Source organism: Aquimarina algiphila (assembly GCF_947494415.1).
Classification (GTDB): domain Bacteria; phylum Bacteroidota; class Bacteroidia; order Flavobacteriales; family Flavobacteriaceae; genus Aquimarina; species Aquimarina algiphila.
Genome location: NZ_CANLVC010000001.1, coordinates 532689 through 553456, shown reverse-complemented (window position 1 = coordinate 553456; position 20768 = coordinate 532689). Strand labels below are relative to the sequence as shown.

The following is a 20768-nucleotide window of genomic DNA, read 5'->3' as shown; positions in this document are numbered from 1 at the left end:
GTATCTTTACTTTTTTAAAACAATAAATATTTCTATCCCTTGCTTAAAGGTCTTTCGATAAAAAACTTTGCGTTAATAGAACAGCTACAGGTGTCTTTTGATTCTGGTTTGATAACTATTACGGGAGAAACTGGAGCCGGTAAATCTTTATTACTTGGTGCTTTAGGATTACTTCTTGGTAAAAGAGCAGATTTAAATAGTGTTAAAGATAGTTCTCAAAAATGTGTAATAGAAGGTGTGTTTTCTGTAGCAAAGTATAATCTAAAATCTTTTTTTGAAAAAGAAGAACTTGATTATGAAGATGAGACTATAATAAGACGAGAAATATTACCTTCAGGTAAATCAAGAGCTTTTATAAATGATACACCTGTTACTTTGCAATCCCTTGCTTCACTAGGAGTAAGATTGATAGATATACATAGTCAACATCAAACTTTAGAGGTCACTACAAACGATTTTCAATTTGAAGTTTTGGATGCCTTGTCAGGAGCAGATCGAGAAATAGAATCATACAAAAGAGGACTTAAGCTATTAAAAGAAAAAGAAAAAGAGGTACATACGCTTATTGCTAGTCAGGAAGAATTTACCAAAGAGTATGAATATAATGCTTTTTTACTCAAAGAATTGAAAGAAGCAAAATTAAAACCTGATGAGTTAGAAGAGTTAGAAACGCAATATGAACGGCTAAACAATATAGAAGAAATTCAAGAACGATTATCCGGTTCGATTGCTATAGTTTCTTCAGAAGAGGTTGGGGTATCTGATCAATTAAATACGATTAAGGCTAATCTATCAAAAATAGAATCATATTCTGGTTCTTTAAAAGAGCTATCAGGACGAATCGATAGTGTATATATAGAATTGGAAGATATATATGCTTCATTGCGAGATGAATTTGATAAGCTTGAAGCAGACCCTCAACAATTACAAGCAGCAAGTGAACGATTACAGTTGTTGCATAATTTACAGATAAAACATAATGCCTCTGGTATCAATGAATTAATTAGTTTGACAGAGGTGTTGCAGGAAAAAGTAGCTAAAACAGAATCACTTACTGAAGATATAGAAAAAATTAAAGAAGAGATACTAGTTGTTCAAGCTCAGCTGGATAAAGTAGCAGAGAAGATTCATGAGAAACGAAATAAAGCACTTCCTAAGCTGATAAAAGAATTAGAGGATATTCTTAAAGCCTTAGGGATGTCTAATGCTACTTTTCAAGCTTCTTTAGAATTACAGGATAAATATTTAACTAATGGAAAAGAACTCTTAACATTTCTATTTTCTGCTAATAAAGGAGGGGCGTTTGGAGAACTTAAAAAAGTGGCTTCAGGCGGGGAGTTATCAAGAATAATGATTGCAATTAAGTCAATTCTTTCTAGATACGCTCAATTGCCTACTATTATTTTTGATGAGATAGATACAGGAGTTTCTGGTGAAATAGCGCATAAAATGGCAGATTTGATGATAAATATGAGTAAAAATCTCCAGGTTTTTAGTATTACTCATTTACCTCAGATCGCAGCCAAAGGACAAAGTCACTACAAAGTTTACAAAGAAGACCTTAATAATTCTACAATTACACAGCTTAAATTATTAAGCAAGGAGGAGCGAATTAGAGAAATTGCCGAAATGATTGGAGGAAAAGATATTTCTGATTCGGCATTGACTCATGCAAAAGCGTTGATACAGTAAAGTTAATAGTATTAGATTAAGCTGAATATGAAAAAACATGTTCTTAATTGGTTAAAAAACAGGTTTTTAAAACTTTGACCCGTGTATTTCATCGATTATTTGCAGAATAAACCGATGAAATGATTGTTTTTTATCGATTTTAACAGTGTGCCCACTATTTGTCTCTATTTATTTTGTAGTTTGCGAGCGTAGTTCCCAAATCTACAAACCCCCAAATTATGAAATCACTTATTAGAGTAATCTACATTGCTTGCATGGTAATGTTATTTTTTTCGTGTTCCTCAGAAAATGTTGATGATGATTTAAATTCTCCTATCAAAGAGTTTACTGTTCCAGAAGTAAAATCCATTGAGGTTGAAATTTTAGAGCGTATAAATAATTACAGAGCATCTATTGGATTATCTGTTCTGGAGACCTTGGATATTGTGAAATCACAAGCATATAGTCATACTGAGTATATGATTAAAGAAAATCAAATTTCTCATGATTACTTTCATGCTCGTAAATCATATCTCCTTACAAATGCAGGAGCAAATTCTGTTGCCGAGAATGTTGGTTATGGATATTCTTCAGCAGAATCTGTAGTCAATGCATGGATAAAAAGCGATAGCCATAGAGAAACAATAGAAGGTGATTTTACGAATTTTGACATTTCAGCAGAGCAAAATGAGGATGGGGTTATGTATTTTACAAATATTTTTATTAAAAAATAAAAAAATACTATCTAGATTATTTATAATCATTGAGTATTAAAAAAGCCGAACGTCTATTTTCTTCATGATCTTTTTCAGTACACTGTCTGTCATAACCTTTACCACATTTATTTAATAATTGTGATTCGCCATAACCTACAAAACTAGGAATTCGTTCTGTATTAATTCCTCTGGATAGAATATAATCTCTAGTGGATTTGGCACGTCTTTGGGATAGTTTTAGATTGTATCTATCTGTACCACGACTATCTGTATGGGATTCAATTTTTATAATCATTTTTGGGTTTTCTTTCATTACACTAACAATATTCTCTAATTCATACGCGGCATCAGTACGAATTTCATATTTGTCAAAATCAAAGAAGATAGGATTGATTACAATTTCCTTGTTTATAATTAAGGGGGTTAAATATAAATCTATTTCAGTTTTATCTTTGTTTTTGGTTGTTGTTGAGAATTCTTTGGAATCAGGTTTATAATTAGCTTTTGTAGCAAAAATGGAAAACGTTTTTCCACATGGTATTTCTTCAAAAGTATATTCACCATTTTTGTTTGATAGAGTAGAACTAATAATTTTACCTGTTTGATCAATAATCTGTACTGTAACTTCAGGAAGAGGTTCTGATGTGTTTTTATCATATGTGATGCCGGTTAAAATTTGCATGCACTCGTATCGATCAAAAGTGTAAATATCATCACTTCCTATACCGCCAGTTCTATTGGATGAGAAATAACCAGAATCCCCGGTTGGATTGGAAAAAAATGCAAAATCATCATAACCACTATTAAAGGGTGCCCCAAGATTTTTGATTTCTATATCTTCATCTATGTCCTTTTTTAGTATATCAGATTTATAAATATCTAAAAGGCCTAAGTTTATATGACTATCTGAAGAGAAATATAATGTAGAGTCTTTTGCTACAAAAGGGAAGACCTCTCGCCCTTCTGTATTAATTCTATCACCTAAGTTTTCAATATTTCCAAATGTGCCATCGGTATTGATAACAACTTTGTATATGTCTGACTGACCATAACCTCCTTCTCTGTTTGAAACAAAATATAAGGTCTTCTCATCAGGACTTAAGGCTGGATGTCCGGTAGAAAAAGTTTTACCATTAAAAGGCAGCTCCTCAATATCTGTCCATAGACGATTTCGAAGTTTAGCTCTATAGAGTTTTAGGTTAGAGTTACCTTCTTTGTCATATGATGCTTTTTTTCTTTTATTAATATTATTTCTTGTAAAGTATAGCGTTTTTCCATCATTTGTTATTGCTAAAGCTCCCTCGTGTTCATTCTTTAAATTTATTTTATCTGAGGTAATGGGAGTTATATTGCTAATCACAAGGGTTGAATCAATTCGTTCAATTGTTGATTGATAAATATTTAAATAAGGTTCTCCATTCCACTTATAAATTTTTTGTTTTCCAAAAAGACTGTCGTTTGCTCTTGATGAAGAGAAATATAGGCTTCCATTTCTTTCATATCCTCCAAAATCAGAATATTTACTATTTGAACTTAGATTTACAATACGAATATACTTGTCTTTTGTGCTGGATAATTCTTGAAATTTTTCGAGTGTTATATCTTCAGAACCTTTTAGGCGTCTGCTATTTTTTTGATGTGCTTTAAGTTTTTTTAGCCAATTATTTGCTTCGTCAAAATGGCCTAAACTTCTTAAAGTTTGTATGTACTTATAAATATATTCAGGAGCAATATCCTTGTACTTGCTAATCGCTTTATTATACCAAAAGTATGCTTGTTCTGAGTTTGAATTGTTGTAATAGCAATCACCAATTCTGGATAGAATATGTTTAGTACTATCTTCTTTTTTTAATGCATCTTTATATAATTCTTTTGCTTTGAGATAAGCAAAATCCTTAAAAAATTTGTCGGCTACTTTTGATTTTTGAGCATAAATAAAAGTACTAAAAAAGAAGATTAAAATTAAAAGGATTCTATTTTTCATATAGATATAAGCTTAAAAGAATCTTGGGGATCTAACACGTTTTTCGTTAAACAGTTCATACATGAGTAATATTTCATGAGTAGCTCCTATATATGGTCTCAGGTCAGAAATAAAATGTTCATAAGCATAACCAACTCTAAATTGTTTTGTTATTTGAAAATCTGCTAAAGCACCTACTGAAGCAGTGTCTTTATTATATCTATAAGAACCTCCGAGCCATAATTTATTATAGAGAAGAACATTTGCGTTTACATCCATCGAAATGGGGGCTCCGTTGGTAGCTTTAAATAAAATCGATGGCTTTAATTTTGCATTTGTGCTAAGGTCAAACACATATCCTCCAGTAAAATAATAGCTCACACGTTCTAGTGCAACGTATTCTACAGAAGTAGTTTCAGTAGTGCGATTATTATCGGTGTTTAATATTCGGGGAGCAGAAAGTCCTACATACCACGCATTCGAATTTAAATATAATCCAGCACCAATATTTGGATTCAATCGATTAGCATAATTTCCAAAGAAAGGGTCTTGAGTAACATCAGGATCGTTTAAAAACTCTTGATCCAGGTTATAATGTGTAACTCCTCCTTTAAATCCGAAAGCTAATTTTGTTGTCTCTGTGATATTAATAGAATATGAAAAATCACCATAAATATATAGGTAGTTTTCAAAACCAGGAGCATCCCTTATGACAGATAATCCAATTCCGATTTTATCATTTCTCAATGGAGAATGAACTGATAATGTTTGAGTTTCTGGTCCTCTTTGTATTCCTGTCCATTGGTTTCTGTGTAATCCTACAATACTTAGTGTTTCTCTACTACCGGCATAGGCTGGATTTATAGATATAGTGTTAAACATATACTGCGTGAACTGCGGTAGTTGTTGTGTGTATCCGATCGAACTAATACATAGTATTAGTAATGTTATTTTATTTTTTACCCCCCTCATGGATTATTTGTTTATCTAGTTCCGATATATAATGGACTACTAAATGGTTTTAAGCCGCTATCAATTAAAGTTACAATACAATAGTATGTACCGCTAGGAATCTGATTTGCAGATCCCACAGAAGATTGGTTTGCTATTCCATTCCAATCATTTTGATAATCACTTGATTTGTATATAATCGCTCCCCAACGATTAATAATTTTTACATCTATGGTGTAACCGCAATCCTCGACACCTTTAACTAAAAAATATTCATTAAAGGAATCTCCGTTTGGTGTAATTACTTTTGAAATTTTTATATCACCTTCTCCTCCACAAGTTAGTACTGCACATCTATTATGCACTTCTATTTCTGCTTCAAGGAATATTGGGCAGACAGAGTTGTCTATAGTATAGCTAAATGTTACTGTCTCCGAATCATCTTCATCGACTAACTCTATAGTTAATGGATCAAAAAAATTGTCATCAATTACAGAGGTATTTCCAGATGTAACTTCCCAGATTCCGCTAGTGTCAACATCGCCTTCTAATAAATCAAATAGATCAAAAATTTGCGATTCTACTTCATCGAGAGCACATAAACTTCTGTCGTTTACAATTACAGAGTTATTTTCTAATGTTATTTTGGCATTTATTGTTGATGTGTTACCACAATCATCTGTTATGGTATATTCTACAGATAGCGTCTCATCAATTAGATTATCAAAATCATAGTCAGAAGTTACTATTGTAGTTGTGCTTGCATTACAGTTATCATTTGCACAACTTTCTAATAAAACGATATTATCGGCATTCCATTGACTTGCAGTTTCTTCGATATCGATTGTAGAGCAAGCTAAAGTTATATCGGTTACTTCACAGTTTGTTAAGCTTGGAGGAGTAGTGTCAAGGAGAGTGAGGGTTGCTACAAGTGTTGTTGCATCTCCATCTTTATCTGTAATAGTATAGGTAACTTCTATGCTTCCGCTTTGACCACAAGTGCTAATTAGATTATTAAAATCATAATCTGAAGTTACTTTACCAGTGAAATCTTCATTGCAGATATTTGTTACACAAGATTCTAATTCTAAGATATTATTCGAGTTCCAAATAGTAGCAATAGTTTCATTATTCTCTCCATCACATTCAATTATTTCATCTGCAATGTTACAGGTAGTTAGATCAGGAGGAGTAAAGTCTGAGACAGTGAAATATACAGTCGCTCGGTCGCAAGCTAGAGGAGTATTATCATCACAAACAGAATATATAAAACTATCTGTACCTGTGAATCCTATGTTGGGAGTGTATATAAAAGTTCCATTAGCATTGAGCTGTAAAGTGCCATTATCAACATCGTCTACAGGAATTGTATTAACGATTTGGGTATCTCCTTCAGGATCAAAATCATTATCCAGGACATTATCTGAAATATTGTCACAAGCTATAAAATATGCATCATCATTTGCAAATGTACTGTTGTTTTGATTATTTATGATTGTAATTGTTACCGTTGTGGTGTCGCATAAAGAGGGATTGCCATTGTCACATATGGTGTATTCAAAAGAATCCTCTCCGGTATATCCATTAATAGGTGTGTAAGTAAATGTTCCTGTATCGGGATTGATGATTACGATAACACTTTTCTGGGTTGTTACTGTAGTGGTTGTTACCTTGATTGGATCTCCATCAGGATCAAAATCATTAGTAAGTACATTGCCGTTTACTGGCGTATTGATTTCTGTAATTGCCGTATCTGGATTTGCAATAGGAGGGTTGTTTTTAGGATTTCCATTAGGAAGTACTTCAATATATACAGTTGCTGTATCACAAGCTACCGGACTACCATTGTCACATATGGTATATTCAAAAGTGTCAACTCCAATAAAGTCGATAGGAGGAGTATAGGTGTATATTCCAGTGTTAGGTTCTATAGCTACCTCTATCCCTTCTGTAGTAGTTACAATAAGTGTGGTTACTGTTTGTGTATCTCCTTCGAGATCAAAGTCATTGGTTAATACATTTCCAGAGACAGGAATATTCACAAAAGTATTATTGATGTCTGTTATAGCATGAGTACAATTAAATGAAATCTTTGTACAAGCTATAGAGGTACAATTGTTAGCATCCTTAATGGTTACTGTGTAGTTATCTTGAGGGAGATTTAAAAACGTTTCATTAGCTTGATAAGTGACTCCATTATCTATGGAATAGGAATAAGGAGGTGTGCCTCCAGTTCCTTTTGATGTAATTTGACCTAAACCTTCACATGCAATATCGGTTTTGGTGTCAATAGAAACAGATAAAGCTTTTTGAGGTTCAGAAATAATAGCAGTGTTTTTAACTATACAGTTATTGGCATCAGTAATCGTTACAGTATATCTGCCAGCAATTACATTGGTTAAATCTTCATTAGAAGAACCGTTATTCCATGCAAAAGTATAAGGAGGAGTCCCATCATTTACTGTAAGGTCGATAGCTCCGGTTGCATCGCCTGTACATAATACATCTGTTATCGCATTAGTTGTTTTAATTTGACAAGGGTTTATACATTGTATAACAATGCTTCTTGTTAATGTGGTGCCATTGGCATCTGTTACTGTAACGCTATGTGTTCGATTTGTAAGAAGAGTTGCAATTTCAGTAGTCTGGTTATTGGCAGAAGCACTCCATTGATATGTGTATCCTGGTTTTCCTCCAGAAGCAATAGCTTTGGCTTTACCATCACAACATATTCCAGTAGATGTGGCGTCTTGTATTTTGATTATCGTAAGACTAAGTGGATTGGGAGGATCAGAAATTGAGCCTGAATCTCTTATGGTTAATGAGTTGTTTTCATGCTTATAGATAGTATCTCCATAAACATATGAAGAGATGTGTAATAATGTAAAAACACAAGTAAATAAAATAATTTTCTTATGAAAGAAGAGTAAAGTAATAATTTTCATAGGCCCCCATTTTTATTGATTTACTATAAGAAAATCCCCATTTTTTTGTTGTCTTAGGATCTCAAAAAAATTACAAACAATCGATAATAATAAGTAGTTTAGTAATTTTTTTTCATCACATTATTTTAATTAGCAAGCTTATCTTATGTGCAGAATTCCTTCTGTATATAAGATTGGATGTACATACTCATGCCGAGAATTGATGTTTTATCTGAATTAATACAAAACGATATTAATTTTAGAATCAAAATATCTCTTGTGCACAATTAAGTACCTTGACATAGCAATAAGCTAATGCCTATTTATACATAGTAAGGGGGGAATAATAAATTATACTTTTTTTGCGGGGGAGCAATATTATATTTTGGGGGGATTTATGATGAATATTATTTTCAATAGTATGCCAAAAATTATACTCATTATAAATATAGTGTCAAATATATGTTATATATCGATAAAAATCAACTAATTGAAAAATAATAATTTTAGATTGAATTAGTTTTTGGAGGTTAAAGTTATTTATTTTTCATGTCAGAACTTAGTATTAGATAATGATCTGTTTTTGATTTAGTTATAGTCCTTTTAAAGATGGTGAAATCCTATTGTTTTTGCAATCATAAATCAAATATTTATAAAGGATTTTGAGTTCTGTTGATTTATAATAGTACTGTTTTTATAAAAATCTCTTTTTTCGGTATAGAACTAAATCTATTTCCATTCGTTGTGGTTTAGGTCGTTTTGTTATCTTTACCGCTCGTATAACTATACTTTAATTTATAATTAAATGTCACACAATTTATTAAAAGGCAAAAGAGGAATTATTTTTGGAGCGCTTGATGAAAATTCAATTGCTTGGAAAACCGCAGAGCGTGTTTTTGAAGAAGGAGGAAGTTTTGTTCTTACAAACGCTCCTGTTGCAATGCGTATGGGTGCAATAAATACTCTTGCAGAAAAAACTAATGCTCAGGTTATACCTGCAGATGCTACTTCATTAGAAGATTTAGAAAATCTTGTAGAAAAAGCAATGGAAATTTTGGGTGGTAAACTTGATTTTATATTACATTCTATAGGGATGTCGGTAAATGTGCGAAAAGGTCGTCACTATACTGATCTTAATTATGATTGGAGTCAAAAAGGTTGGGATGTTTCTGCCCTTTCTTTTCATAAAACCATGCAGACATTGTACAAAAAAGAAGCAATGAGCGAGTGGGGAAGTATTGTTGGATTGACTTATATGGCAGCACAACGTGTATTTCCTGATTATAATGATATGGCAGATAATAAAGCATATTTAGAATCTATAGCTCGTAGTTTTGGATATTTCTTTGGTAGAGAAAACAAAGTACGTGTGAATACGATTTCTCAATCACCTACGCCAACTACTGCGGGAAAAGGAGTAAAAGGATTTGATGGTTTTATTGAGTATGCAGATAAGATGTCTCCTCTTGGTAATGCTACTGCTTCAGAATGTGCAGATTATACAATTACCTTGTTTTCAGATTTAACCAAAAAGGTTACACTTCAAAATTTATATCACGATGGAGGTTTCTCAAATATGGGAGTAAGCCAAATGGTGATGGATAAATTTGTAGAAGAAAAATAAATACAGCTTTGTATTAATATAATACTCATAAAATCCCATTCTTAATTGGTATGGGATTTTTTGTAGGTTACCTTTGTGATATGGAAATGTATTTCTCCTTTATTGTTCCCGTATATAACAGACCCAATGAGATTAAGGAGCTGTTGGATAGTATGGTGATAATGGATTACGATAAAAAGTATGAAATTGTTATTGTAGAAGATGGATCAACTGAAACATCAGAAGATATTATTCAGACTTTTGTAGATAAGCTTTTTATCAGTTACTATCAAAAACCTAATACTGGCCCTGGAGATTCTCGTAATTACGGTATGCGTAAAGCAAAAGGAAATTATTTCATTATTTTAGATAGCGATGTGATTCTTCCTAAAAATTATTTATCTAAAGTTGATGGTTTTTTAAACAAAAAATTTGTGCATTGTTATGGAGGTCCAGATGACGCACATGAGAGTTTTTCTAACCTTCAGAAAGCGATAAGTTATAGTATGACCTCTTACCTTACTACAGGAGGAATTCGAGGACGAAAAAATACTTTAGGTAAATTTCAACCCCGAAGTTTTAATATGGGATTGTCTAAAGATGCTTTTCAGGCTTCTGGAGGATTTGGAGATATACATCCTGGAGAAGATCCTGATTTAACGATAAGATTGTGGAAATTAGACTATGATACAGAATTGATTCCTGATGCAAAAGTTTTTCATAAAAGAAGAATTTCTTGGCAAAAATTCTACATACAGGTCAATAAATTTGGATTGGTAAGGCCTATTTTAAATAAATGGCATCCAGAAACCGCTAAACTTACCTATTGGTTTCCCACTTTATTTTTGTTTTATGGTGTATTTTCAATAATAACTGCTTTTTTTGGATGGTGGTATTTTATCACTTTTTTAGGACTATATTTTATTTTAATATTTTTGGGAGCAACTTTAGTTTATAAAAATATTTCAATAGGTTTTCAATCTATATTGGCAGTTTTTATACAATTTTATGGATACGGAAAAGGATTCCTGAAATCTTATTATTATATTCATCTATTGAAAAAAGTACCCGAAAGACAATTCGAAAAGTTGTTTTTTTCAAAGTAATACATATGCCAAACAGAATAAGCAATAGATTTTCTCTAAAAAAAAGTAATGTGAAGACTTTTTTCTTTTTTCTAATATTCACATCATTACTATGGCTGTTTATTCAATTTTCTAAAAATTATACTCGAGAAGTAGAAGTAGCTGTTCAATACACTAATATACCACAAGATAAAATTTTCAACGAGGAAAGTGATCAGGCACTACGTATGGTTTTAAACGGAAATGGTTTTAGATTAATGAGCCATAATTGGAAAAAGAGAATACTAGAGTTTAATGTTGAAGATGCAGTAATTAGTGATGACAATCAATATTACTTTAGAGTTAATAAAGAATCTGCGGTATTGAAAAATAAATTAGATTTTAAGGGAAGAGTTTTATCGATACAAAAAGATACCCTAAGGCTAAAAGTAGACCTTAATTTAGAAAAAAAGATTCCTGTTAATATTGCTCAGGATATTCAATATGCTGTTGGGTATGGCAGTGATAAAGGGTTAGTAGTTTCTCCGGATTCAGTCATGATAAGCGGACCCTCACAAGTAATTGATACTATAGAGAGGATATATACAGAGAACCTAAATCTAGAAGGTCTTAATGTTGATTATACTTCTGAATTGAATATAGATGTTTCAAGTTTTTCTTCTACGATAAAAGTGGTTCCTTTCAAGGTAGAAGCAAATATTTTGGTTAGTAAATTTACTGAAGGAAATCAGAAGATTCCGATTACTATTAATAATATACCAGAGGGAGTCGAAATTAAAATTTTTCCAAAAGAAATAACCGTTGTATACCGTGTAGGTTTAGATAAGTATAATGAAATAAGTCAACGAGATTTTATGGTTGTTGCAGATTATGCAAAGGTATCTGAAGAAAGCTCATTTTTAACTTTGGAACTAGTAAATAAACCCAGATCAATCCATGATGTTCGTTTGCAGGAAAAACAAGTTCAATTTGTAGTTCTAAAATGAGAAATGAGATAAAAGTTGTCGGGCTAACAGGTGGAATTGGTAGCGGGAAGTCCACAGTCGCTAAAATGTTCGAAAAGTTGGGAATTCCCATATATATATCAGATGATGAAGCTAAGAAGTTGATGAACGAAGATGATGACGTCAAAAAGAAAATCATAGCACTATTAGGAGAAAATTCCTATGTGGATGAGACGTTGAATAGGGGGTATATTGCAAATATAGTTTTTAATGACCCCTTAAAATTAGAAAAGTTAAATGCGATTGTACATCCTGCAGTGGCTAAACACTTTGATTCCTGGAAGAGTTTGCAAGATTCGGTATATGTAATAAAAGAAGCTGCAATACTTTTTGAAAACGGAGGGCATACACAATGTGATTATACGATTTTGGTTTCAGTACCTTCAGAAATTAGGATTCAACGAGTTTTAAAAAGGGATAATATAACCAAAGAACAGGTGCTTTCCAGGATGAATAATCAGTGGGAGGATGCCAAGAAAATACCATTGGCAGACTTTGTAATCTATAACCTGGATTTAAAAGATACTGATAAACAGGTAAATAGGATACATAAAGTCATATCTTCATAAGTACTTTGTAATCCGAATCTTTCATTTTGTTAACATTTGGTTAAACCGTAAAGTAGCTAAATGTTAAAGTCTTACTTTTGATTTATGAATAAAAGGTTATTCGTGTTGCTGATAATCCTGATGAGTTTGTCGTTAATTGGGATTATTTTTGTTCAGGGATATTGGATTAACAACACAGTAGAGAATAATGAAGAACAGTTTTCTTTTAATGCAAAGCAAATATTAATATCTGTATCGAATCGAATTCAATATAGAGAGTTTGAGGAAATGTTTTTTCCATTGCAGGAGATTTTGGATAGCATAGAGGAGCCTGATAATAAAACGATACGTCAGCTTCTCAATATTAGTATCGATAATACTACAAAGTCATTTGCTTATACTGATGGTATTTTAGAAGAAGATTATAAGTTATTTTCATCTTTTGTCAATTTTAATATTGATACAGTAAGGTTGAAAAACATTTTAAACCGTAATGTTGACAGTGCAACACAAGACGGTAAAAATGATTTTACGAGGCGAAATTCTAAATCTAAGTTAGAGAGAATAAGAGGTCTAACAGATCTCCAAAGGATGGATTATGAAATAGTGATAGGAGAAATAGCGAGTTTTATCCCTATTCATAGAAGAGTACAAAAGAAGGAAATAGAATATTTGCTTAGAAAAGAATTAGAAGAGAGAGATATAAAGGTAGATTTTGAGTATGCTATTTATAGTAATGCTTTAGCTACAAAAGTACGTTCTGATGATTTTAGTTTGGATTATCCTACAACATACGCCATACCGCTTTTTGTAAATGATGAAGGCGTAAGTGAGTATCAATTGTATGTTAATTTTACTGGGAAAAAGCAATATGTGCTTTCTACCATTAAAGGGATGGCGATATTATCAATAATTTTTACATTAATTATTGTAGTCGCTTATTCGAGTGCGTTGTCACAATTGATGCAACAACGCCAGATATCACAGATTAAAACAGATTTTATTAATAATATGACGCATGAGCTTAAGACTCCGATAGCTACGATTAATTTGGCTTTAGATTCTATAAAGAATCCAAAGATATCAGGAGATCAAGAAAAAGTAAAGCGCTATATGAATATGATACGTGAAGAAAATAAAAGAATGCATGCTCAAGTTGAAAATGTATTAAGGATATCTCAGTTAGAGAAAAATGAGCTTAATATTAAAAAAGAAAGACAAGAGTTACATGATATTATTGAAGATGCAATAACACATGTTTCTTTAATTGTTGAAAATAGAGAAGGGTATATTAAAATGCATTTAGGCGCCCTTAAAACAACTGTATTGGCTAATGATAGCCATTTGACAAATGTGATAGTTAATATTTTGGATAATGCAATAAAGTATTCTGAAGGAGAACCCAAAATAGATGTATATACAGAAAATGTAAAAAATAGTATTGTTCTTAAGATTCGTGACCAAGGGATTGGAATGAGTAAAGTAGCACAGAAGAAGATTTTTGAAAAGTTCTTTAGAGAACATACAGGAGATCTGCATAATGTAAAAGGACACGGATTAGGACTAACATATGTAAAACGAATTATTGACGATCATCATGGTCAGATATGGGTGGAGAGCGAAAGGGGAAAAGGCTCCACATTTATAATTAAATTACCGTTAATATCTTAAAATATGGAAACAGAAAACAAAAAGATTTTGCTTGTAGAGGATGATCCAAACTTTGGAACAGTTTTAAAGGACTATCTTGTAATGAACGAGTATGATGTTGTGCATGCTAAAAATGGTATGGAAGGCTTCGAGAAATTCAAAAAGGATGATTATGATATGTGTATCCTTGATGTTATGATGCCTTATAAAGATGGATTTACATTAGCAAAAGAGATCAGAGAAAAAAATGAAGAAATTCCTATCATTTTTTTAACCGCTAAGGCAATGAAAGAAGATGTCTTAAAAGGATATAAAGTAGGAGCAGATGACTATCTTAATAAGCCTTTTGATAGCGAGGTGTTATTGATGAAAATACAGGCGATCATGCAACGCAAGAGTACAGAGTCTGTTGCGGATAGTAAGCAATTTGAATTTAAAGTTGGAGGATTTCACCTTAATTCAAAACTTCGTTTTTTAACATTTAAAGAGGAGGATCCGATAAAACTTTCTCCTAAAGAAAATGAATTACTTCGTTTGTTAGCTCTTCATCTTAATGATTTGATGCCTAGAGAGTTAGCGCTTACAAAAATATGGAGAGATGATAATTATTTTACTTCTCGTAGTATGGATGTATATATAGCTAAACTTAGAAAATATCTAAAGAAAGACGAGAATGTTGAGATTCTTAATATTCATGGAGAAGGATTTAGGTTGGTTGTTAGAAACGAAGAATCCTAAATAATAGTAATAACGGTAACTAACTTTTAGAAGTTCACCATAATAAATATTTAATTATGGTGAACTTTTTTTATGTATGATACAATAGACTTGTAATCTTCTTTATAAGTAAACCATTTGATTTCTAGATCTTTCTTAAACCAGGTAAGCTGTCTTTTTGCAAAACGTCGGGTATTTTTTTTAATCTCAGATAATGCAAAATCCAAATCCCATTCACCATCTAAGTGTTTGAATATCTCTTTATATCCAACGGTGTTTAGTGCATTAAGTGATTTGTATGGATATAAGTCTTTGGCTTCTTTTATCAAACCATCATTTACCATTAGATCTACTCTTTGATTTATTCTATCATAAATAACTTCTCGTTCTGCAGTGATTCCTATTTTGGTAATAGAAAAAGGTCTCTTTTTTTTGGGTTTGTTGAGAAAAGATGAATAAGGCATTCCGCTTTCAATACAAACTTCTAAAGCTCTCATTACTCTATGAGTGTTTTGTAGATCAACTTTTTCATGATATATAGGGTCTAATGCTTTTAATTGTTGTTGTAAATATTCAATCCCTTTAGTGTTATATTTATCCTGAAGATCTTTTCTAATTTGCTCATCGACTTCGGGGAAATGATCTAATCCTTTAGTAATTGCATCGATATAAAGGCCAGAACCACCAATAAGAATAACATAATTATTTTTTTTAAATAACCTCTCTAGAGTATTTAGTGCATCTTTTTCATAATCGCCTACACTATAGTTGTCCTGGATACTTCTATGCTGAATGAAATGATGCTTAGCTTGTTTGAGTTCATCGAGAGTAGGAGCAGCTGTACCAATACTCATCTCTTTGTAAAACTGCCTACTGTCTGCAGAAACAATTTCACAATCAAAATGTTGTGCAAGTCGAATGCTTAAGCTTGTTTTTCCAATTGCGGTAGGGCCTACAATAACAATTAAATTTTTATTCATTATATAAATCTTCTCCACACTTATGACAAAATTTTGCTCCGTCTAAATGATTATCAGCATTACAATTACTACAATGTTGGGTATTCAATGGCATTTTATGTTTAACTTGTTGGGTATATTCGGCACTAACAATACCGGTTGGAACAGCTATAATTCCATATCCCAATATCATTATTATTGAAGCGATCAATTGCCCTAAAGGAGTTTCTGGAGATATATCCCCATACCCAACAGTTGTGAGAGTGACGATACACCAATAAACGCTTTTTGGAATACTATTAAAACCATGATCTGATCCTTCTACCAGATACATTACGGTTCCTAAAATTATAGCAACAATGATCACAGCAAGCAAAAACACAGATATTTTTACTCTACTGGCTTTTAAAGCTTTTACTAAATTATTAGATTCTCCTATAAAACGTGCAAGTTTTAATATTCTAAAAACTCTTAATAATCGTAAAGCCCTTAAGGCAACAAGAGCATGAGTTCCTACAAATAGTATAGATAAATATTTTGGAACTGTAGAAAGGAGATCTATAATTCCAAAAAAGCTAAAAATGTAGTTCTTTGGTTTGTTAATAGCTATAATCCTTAAAAAATATTCAATAGTAAATACTATGGTAATAACCCATTCCAAGGCATTAAACAGTGAAGCATATTTGTCATTTAGATACGAAACACTTTCTAACATAACTAGTATAATACTAGCAAGGATCATAATAAGAATAATTACATCAAATGATTTCCCGGCAGGTGTGTCTGCTTCATAGATAATCTCATGTAATTTGTCTTTCCAGTTTTTCTGAGATGAATTATTGTTCAAACTTCTTGATTTTGAATAAAAATAATAAAAAAACTAACTCTTTTTCTTTACACCAATGAGAATGTCATTTTCTATATTAACAATGAGATTAAAGAATTCTTTCAAAATGGAATAATATTCTGTAGGATAGTAAGAGGAGTTAAATGTTATTCTATGAGTGATGATTAGTTTTTTCGGATTTTTTTGAAAACTAATACCAAGTTGACCTAATTTGTTAGGAATTTGATACAAAGAGTTTTTTGGAATGTCTACAAATTCATAGTTTTCGGGTAATTCTATTGAAACTAAGTAGGTGTATGTGTCTTTGTAACCAAAATCTATGGGGTAAGTTCTTTGGTTAAGTTTAAAAGGATTTTGTTTAAAAAAGCTTTTAGTAAATGGCTTAAGATAGAGTATGTCGTCTATTTTAGAAACATCATCTCTTGTAAAATCAAATTCAAACTCGATAGCTTTATCGTAGTTATTTTTGTTTTTAATATGTATATCTGTGATCGTTATTTCTGGATCCTGATTTTTAATATTATTAAGGAAATGGTTCTCGCCTAATGCCTCTAATTTTTTTCTTTTGAAATGAGAATGATATCCAGAATAAAGATGTTTTGCTTTACCACTTATTTTTAAATCTTCATTAAGTACAATCTCTTCCTTAAAAAAATGAGCAGAAATTTGCTTTGGTTTTATATCAATCCATGAACTACCATTCTTAAAATCTAATAACCTACCATATTGATTTAAGCACCTAAATGGAACTTCCCCAAATACTAATGTTTTTTCTGTAGCATCTAATAAATAGGTTTTGTTATCTATTGAGAGTTGTACAATCAAGTAATTAAAACCAGAGATGACGGGATGTATTTTGGTAGCATAGCCATTATTTCTAGTAGATAAAAGTACAGGATGTACTGTAAATTTTTGCTGTTTTAAAATGTTGTGTAAGAGTATGTTGATGCCACTAACATTGCCAACTTTTTCTTTAATTACCTCATTAATATTTACGTCTTTAAAGATTTTGTTTTTCTTATTCCATGTGTAATTACTAGAGATGTATCTAAATATTTTTTTGGCTTTTTTTATATCATTAGGTGTAGCTTTTATACTATCAGGAAGAATCCCTTTTGTAATTGCTAGTTTTTTGAGTTGTACTCCTATCGCAACTTCTTTTTTGAGTTTGTTGTCAACATTTTCCCAGGTTTCTGTATATTTTTTATTTGTTCCATCAAAACCTTTAAACTCTTTCAATTCATAATCTATCCTTGAGAAGTAGTTCTCTTTGGCGGTCATATACTTTTCTTCCTTAAATGCCGGGATATTTTTCATTATGTATACATTATGAGAGCAATCAGCATGCCCTCCGCTAGAAACTTCTAAACATTTTTTGAGTATTGTAGATGTGTTAGTTTCTAGTTTTAGTGTCCCAACCAATTTTATATTATAAATATAATTCCCAGGAAGATCTGCAATATATTCGCTATGTAGTTTTGGAATATCATCCTGAAAATCCCATCCATTAAATTTATACATAAATGGGGATGCTAGTTGGTATTTATAGGTAAGTACTGATCCTGGCTTTACATTAGGAAAGGTGAACTTTACTAGTGTATAATTTTCGTCATATGCTTCTGTGTAGATATTTTTCTTTTCTATTTTGGTTTTTGAGATTTCACCATTTTCCAAATTATAAGTGTACGCTTTTAAATCATCAAATTGCTCTTTTCCACTCTTGTTTTTGAATAATAATACACTTACAGTTGCCTGATCAAACCCCTTTTCATTAAGTATTTTAATCTTTGCTTCATAATCGGTAAGCAGGTCATAATTTCCTCCGTTCTCAACTCTACTAAACCCTTTTTCATATATGAAAAAGGCATTTGCAGTACTGTCTTTTTTGTAAATGGTGTTCTCTAAGTCAGCCTTACTAACCAGCATATTTGCGCTGTTATAAGTTTCTTGAGAATATGTAAAAAAAAATGAAAGAGTTAAAAAGATTAATAGTGTTAGGTTTTTAATCATTTTTTGGTAGTTTGATAATCTTTAATTTTTTATGCTGGCGCACGTAGCTCTGAATAATATGTTGGGCGTCCCTATTGTGGGTCATCGGAGTGATAATTGTTCTTAAAATATCGATATTTTGTATTTGATGATTAAGATTAAAATATCCAATGCCTTTAAACCTACCATTTTCTACGAGTATTATACTTTGTTCATCAATATCTCTTCCTCTATCCACAATAACCATATCTTGACTTTGAAAAGAACTATTGAAAATTAATTTTTGTGCTCGAATATTGTACTCTTCAGGAGATTCGTTATTGATGCAAGCTCCAAGACATTTTTTTATGGTATAATTAAAGCAATTGCTTTTACCATTATCTAACCCCATTAATTTTTGACAAAGATTATATTCTTCTGTCCATCTATGCATGTAAGATTTGGCTTGTTGTCTATTAGAAAAAGTAGTAATACTGTTTTTTTTAGAATCTACTTTGCCTACTGTTAAATTTATATACCCATTATCATCTGTAAAATGATATAATGCCTGGTCAAATTTAGTTTTGCGTAAAGCTCTATTGTATCTTGGTTTATTGCGTTTTATTTCTTCGCTCTCTTTTAATAGAGCAAGTAATTCACTTCCTGTAATTTCATGGGTTACAGTTACCACCTCTTCTTGTATTCTTTTGGATTTTCTATTATCGTTAGTGAAATGCTGATTGAGACGCTTTTTAATGTTTTTACTTTTACCAATATATATAATAGTTCCGTCCTCGCGATGCATATAATATACTCCTGTGGCGTTAGGTGCTTGTTCTATAAGTTTAAGGAGTTTGTCATCAACCTGGCGTTTGGTTTCTGTTCTAACGGTGTCGGTGATTATGGTTTTTTCCAGATCTTTTGATAATAATAGTTTAAATAGTTTTACTGTTGCCAAAGCATCTCCATTTGCTCTATGTCTGTCAGAAAGTGGTATTCCTAGTCCACGAACAAGCTTACCTAAACTATATGATTCTTGATCTGGAATTAGCTTTTTAGAAAGCTCTACGGTACACAATGATTGTCTTTCGAATTCAAACCCTAATCTGGAAAATTCGGTTTTTAAGATTCTATAGTCAAAACTGGCGTTATGAGCAACAATAACACAGTCTGTGGTGATTTCAACAATTCTTTTTGCTACTTCATAAAACTTTGGAGCATTACGAAGCATTTGATTGTTTATTCCTGTAAGATTAGCAACAAATGGTTGTATAGGTCTTTCAGGATTGATAAGACTAATAAATTGGTCAATTACACTATGTCCGTCAAATTTATATATAGCAATTTCGGTAATTCCTTCTTCATTATATTTTCCTCCTGTAGTCTCTATATCTAAAATTGCATACATATATAATGTCTGTCGTAGCGGTTACGTTTTTTTGTTTTTGTTAAATTAAAATTATTTGCTGTTTATCCATAATTTCTGGCTCCAAAGATAGAACTTCCTATTCGAACCATGGTACTACCGCAATCAATTGCTGTTTTATAGTCTCCGCTCATGCCTATGGATAAGGTTTCTAGATAAGGATATTTAGGTTTTAACGTTCTAAACAGCACAGCTATTTTTTCAAATTCAGCTTTTATTTGTTGTTGGTTATTAGTAAAAGTAGCCATCCCCATTAGCCCTTTAATACTAATATTAGTGAGGTTTTTTAATTCTTTAGAATCTAGTAAATTAATGATGTCTTCTGTATCTAAACCAAATTTACTTTCTTCCTCAGCAATTTTAACCTGTAAGAGACAATCGATTATTCTATTGTGTTTTTTTGCTTGCTTGTCAATTTCTTTAAGAAGTTTATAGCTATCTACAGCATGAATGAGATTTACAAAAGGAGCCATGTATTTAACTTTGTTAGTCTGTACATGACCAATCATATGCCAATTAATGTCTTTTGGCATATTTTCCCATTTTTCAACCATTTCCTGAATCTTATTTTCGCCAAAAATGCGTTGTCCGGCTTTATAAGCAGTCATTAGATCAGAAATAGGTTTGGTCTTGGATACAGCAACCAGAGTAACTTCTTTTGGAATTGAAGTTTGTATGTTGTGAAGATTTCTTTCGATGTCATTCATAAGCTACAAAGATATCTAAAAAAACCATT

16 protein-coding genes are annotated in these 20768 nt (G+C 31.7%); 8 read left to right on the top strand and 8 right to left on the bottom strand.

Translation table 11 applies throughout. The features are described from left to right. Positions 1-39 precede the first annotated feature (39 nt). Together recN and PQF96_RS02290 are read left to right on the top strand one after the other, a co-directional pair. Entirely contained in the window at positions 40-1692 is a 1653-nt protein-coding gene (gene recN / locus PQF96_RS02295) for a DNA repair protein RecN (protein WP_271764956.1), read from the top strand. A gap of 218 nt (positions 1693-1910) precedes the next feature. Then, a complete protein-coding gene (locus tag PQF96_RS02290; protein WP_271764955.1) occupies positions 1911-2405 on the top strand; it encodes a CAP domain-containing protein in 495 nt (164 codons plus the stop codon). A gap of 16 nt (positions 2406-2421) precedes the next feature. Here the strand turns inward: PQF96_RS02290 and PQF96_RS02285 are convergent, their stop codons facing one another. The 3 genes from PQF96_RS02285 to PQF96_RS02275 are packed head-to-tail and all read right to left on the bottom strand — an operon-like array spanning position 2422 to position 8246. Further along, positions 2422-4371 (bottom strand): OmpA family protein, encoded by a 1950-nt coding sequence (locus PQF96_RS02285; protein WP_271764954.1) that lies wholly within the window; start codon positions 4369-4371, stop codon positions 2422-2424. A 12-nt stretch (positions 4372-4383) separates the two neighbouring features. Next, complete coding sequence (locus PQF96_RS02280) at positions 4384-5322, bottom strand: PorP/SprF family type IX secretion system membrane protein (protein ID WP_271764953.1); 939 nt, start codon at positions 5320-5322, stop codon at positions 4384-4386. 11 nt (positions 5323-5333) lie between these two features. After that, a complete protein-coding gene (locus PQF96_RS02275) occupies positions 5334-8246 on the bottom strand; it encodes an Ig-like domain-containing protein (RefSeq protein ID WP_271764952.1) in 2913 nt (970 codons plus the stop codon). A gap of 784 nt (positions 8247-9030) precedes the next feature. Here PQF96_RS02275 and PQF96_RS02270 point away from each other — a divergent pair. From PQF96_RS02270 to PQF96_RS02245, 6 genes are all read left to right on the top strand, one after another. Beyond that, positions 9031-9849, top strand: coding sequence for an enoyl-ACP reductase FabI (locus PQF96_RS02270; protein ID WP_109439176.1), 819 nt, complete (start codon positions 9031-9033; stop codon positions 9847-9849). 80 nt (positions 9850-9929) lie between these two features. After that, positions 9930-10934 carry a glycosyltransferase gene (locus PQF96_RS02265; RefSeq protein WP_271764989.1) on the top strand — a complete coding sequence of 335 codons (1005 nt, stop codon included), beginning with the start codon at positions 9930-9932 and terminating at the stop codon, positions 10932-10934. A 5-nt stretch (positions 10935-10939) separates the two neighbouring features. Then, complete coding sequence (locus PQF96_RS02260) at positions 10940-11899, top strand: YbbR-like domain-containing protein (protein WP_271764951.1); 960 nt, start codon at positions 10940-10942, stop codon at positions 11897-11899. Then, positions 11896-12486 carry a dephospho-CoA kinase gene (coaE, locus tag PQF96_RS02255; RefSeq protein WP_235011045.1) on the top strand — a complete coding sequence of 197 codons (591 nt, stop codon included), beginning with the start codon at positions 11896-11898 and terminating at the stop codon, positions 12484-12486. The genes PQF96_RS02260 and coaE overlap by 4 nt, the downstream gene beginning before the upstream one ends. A gap of 84 nt (positions 12487-12570) precedes the next feature. Then, the gene (locus PQF96_RS02250; RefSeq protein WP_271764950.1) at positions 12571-14136 is read left to right on the top strand and encodes a sensor histidine kinase; all 1566 of its coding nucleotides are present in this window, start codon (positions 12571-12573) and stop codon (positions 14134-14136) included. A gap of 3 nt (positions 14137-14139) precedes the next feature. Next, the gene (locus PQF96_RS02245; protein ID WP_109439173.1) at positions 14140-14853 is read left to right on the top strand and encodes a response regulator transcription factor; all 714 of its coding nucleotides are present in this window, start codon (positions 14140-14142) and stop codon (positions 14851-14853) included. A 50-nt stretch (positions 14854-14903) separates the two neighbouring features. Here the strand turns inward: PQF96_RS02245 and miaA are convergent, their stop codons facing one another. From miaA to PQF96_RS02220, 5 genes are all read right to left on the bottom strand, one after another. Continuing rightward, positions 14904-15812 carry a tRNA (adenosine(37)-N6)-dimethylallyltransferase MiaA gene (miaA, locus tag PQF96_RS02240; protein ID WP_271764949.1) on the bottom strand — a complete coding sequence of 303 codons (909 nt, stop codon included), beginning with the start codon at positions 15810-15812 and terminating at the stop codon, positions 14904-14906. After that, a complete protein-coding gene (locus PQF96_RS02235; protein ID WP_109439171.1) occupies positions 15805-16638 on the bottom strand; it encodes an ion transporter in 834 nt (277 codons plus the stop codon). The genes miaA and PQF96_RS02235 overlap by 8 nt, the downstream gene beginning before the upstream one ends. Before the next feature lie 33 nt (positions 16639-16671). Further along, positions 16672-18648 carry a DUF3857 domain-containing protein gene (locus PQF96_RS02230; protein ID WP_271764948.1) on the bottom strand — a complete coding sequence of 659 codons (1977 nt, stop codon included), beginning with the start codon at positions 18646-18648 and terminating at the stop codon, positions 16672-16674. Then, complete coding sequence (locus PQF96_RS02225) at positions 18641-20014, bottom strand: exonuclease domain-containing protein (RefSeq protein WP_109439169.1); 1374 nt, start codon at positions 20012-20014, stop codon at positions 18641-18643. The genes PQF96_RS02230 and PQF96_RS02225 overlap by 8 nt, the downstream gene beginning before the upstream one ends. Positions 20015-20076: 62 nt before the next feature. Continuing rightward, positions 20077-20739, bottom strand: a complete 663-nt coding sequence (locus tag PQF96_RS02220; RefSeq protein WP_271764947.1) for a YggS family pyridoxal phosphate-dependent enzyme — start codon at positions 20737-20739, stop codon at positions 20077-20079. Positions 20740-20768 lie beyond the last annotated feature (29 nt).

What these genes read in the sequence shown, in the direction of transcription:
- PQF96_RS02270 (WP_109439176.1), top strand. Translation starts at nt 9,031, where the DNA reads ATGTCACACAATTTATTAAAAGGCAAAAGAGGAATTATTTTTGGAGCG.
- PQF96_RS02250 (WP_271764950.1), top strand. Translation starts at nt 12,571, where the DNA reads ATGAATAAAAGGTTATTCGTGTTGCTGATAATCCTGATGAGTTTGTCG.
- PQF96_RS02230 (WP_271764948.1), bottom strand. Translation starts at nt 18,648, where the DNA reads ATGATTAAAAACCTAACACTATTAATCTTTTTAACTCTTTCATTTTTT.
- miaA (WP_271764949.1), bottom strand. Translation starts at nt 15,812, where the DNA reads ATGAATAAAAATTTAATTGTTATTGTAGGCCCTACCGCAATTGGAAAA.
- PQF96_RS02275 (WP_271764952.1), bottom strand. Translation starts at nt 8,246, where the DNA reads ATGAAAATTATTACTTTACTCTTCTTTCATAAGAAAATTATTTTATTT.
- PQF96_RS02265 (WP_271764989.1), top strand. Translation starts at nt 9,930, where the DNA reads ATGGAAATGTATTTCTCCTTTATTGTTCCCGTATATAACAGACCCAAT.
- PQF96_RS02285 (WP_271764954.1), bottom strand. Translation starts at nt 4,371, where the DNA reads ATGAAAAATAGAATCCTTTTAATTTTAATCTTCTTTTTTAGTACTTTT.
- PQF96_RS02245 (WP_109439173.1), top strand. Translation starts at nt 14,140, where the DNA reads ATGGAAACAGAAAACAAAAAGATTTTGCTTGTAGAGGATGATCCAAAC.
- coaE (WP_235011045.1), top strand. Translation starts at nt 11,896, where the DNA reads ATGAGAAATGAGATAAAAGTTGTCGGGCTAACAGGTGGAATTGGTAGC.
- PQF96_RS02225 (WP_109439169.1), bottom strand. Translation starts at nt 20,014, where the DNA reads ATGTATGCAATTTTAGATATAGAGACTACAGGAGGAAAATATAATGAA.
- PQF96_RS02220 (WP_271764947.1), bottom strand. Translation starts at nt 20,739, where the DNA reads ATGAATGACATCGAAAGAAATCTTCACAACATACAAACTTCAATTCCA.
- PQF96_RS02290 (WP_271764955.1), top strand. Translation starts at nt 1,911, where the DNA reads ATGAAATCACTTATTAGAGTAATCTACATTGCTTGCATGGTAATGTTA.
- PQF96_RS02280 (WP_271764953.1), bottom strand. Translation starts at nt 5,322, where the DNA reads ATGAGGGGGGTAAAAAATAAAATAACATTACTAATACTATGTATTAGT.
- PQF96_RS02260 (WP_271764951.1), top strand. Translation starts at nt 10,940, where the DNA reads ATGCCAAACAGAATAAGCAATAGATTTTCTCTAAAAAAAAGTAATGTG.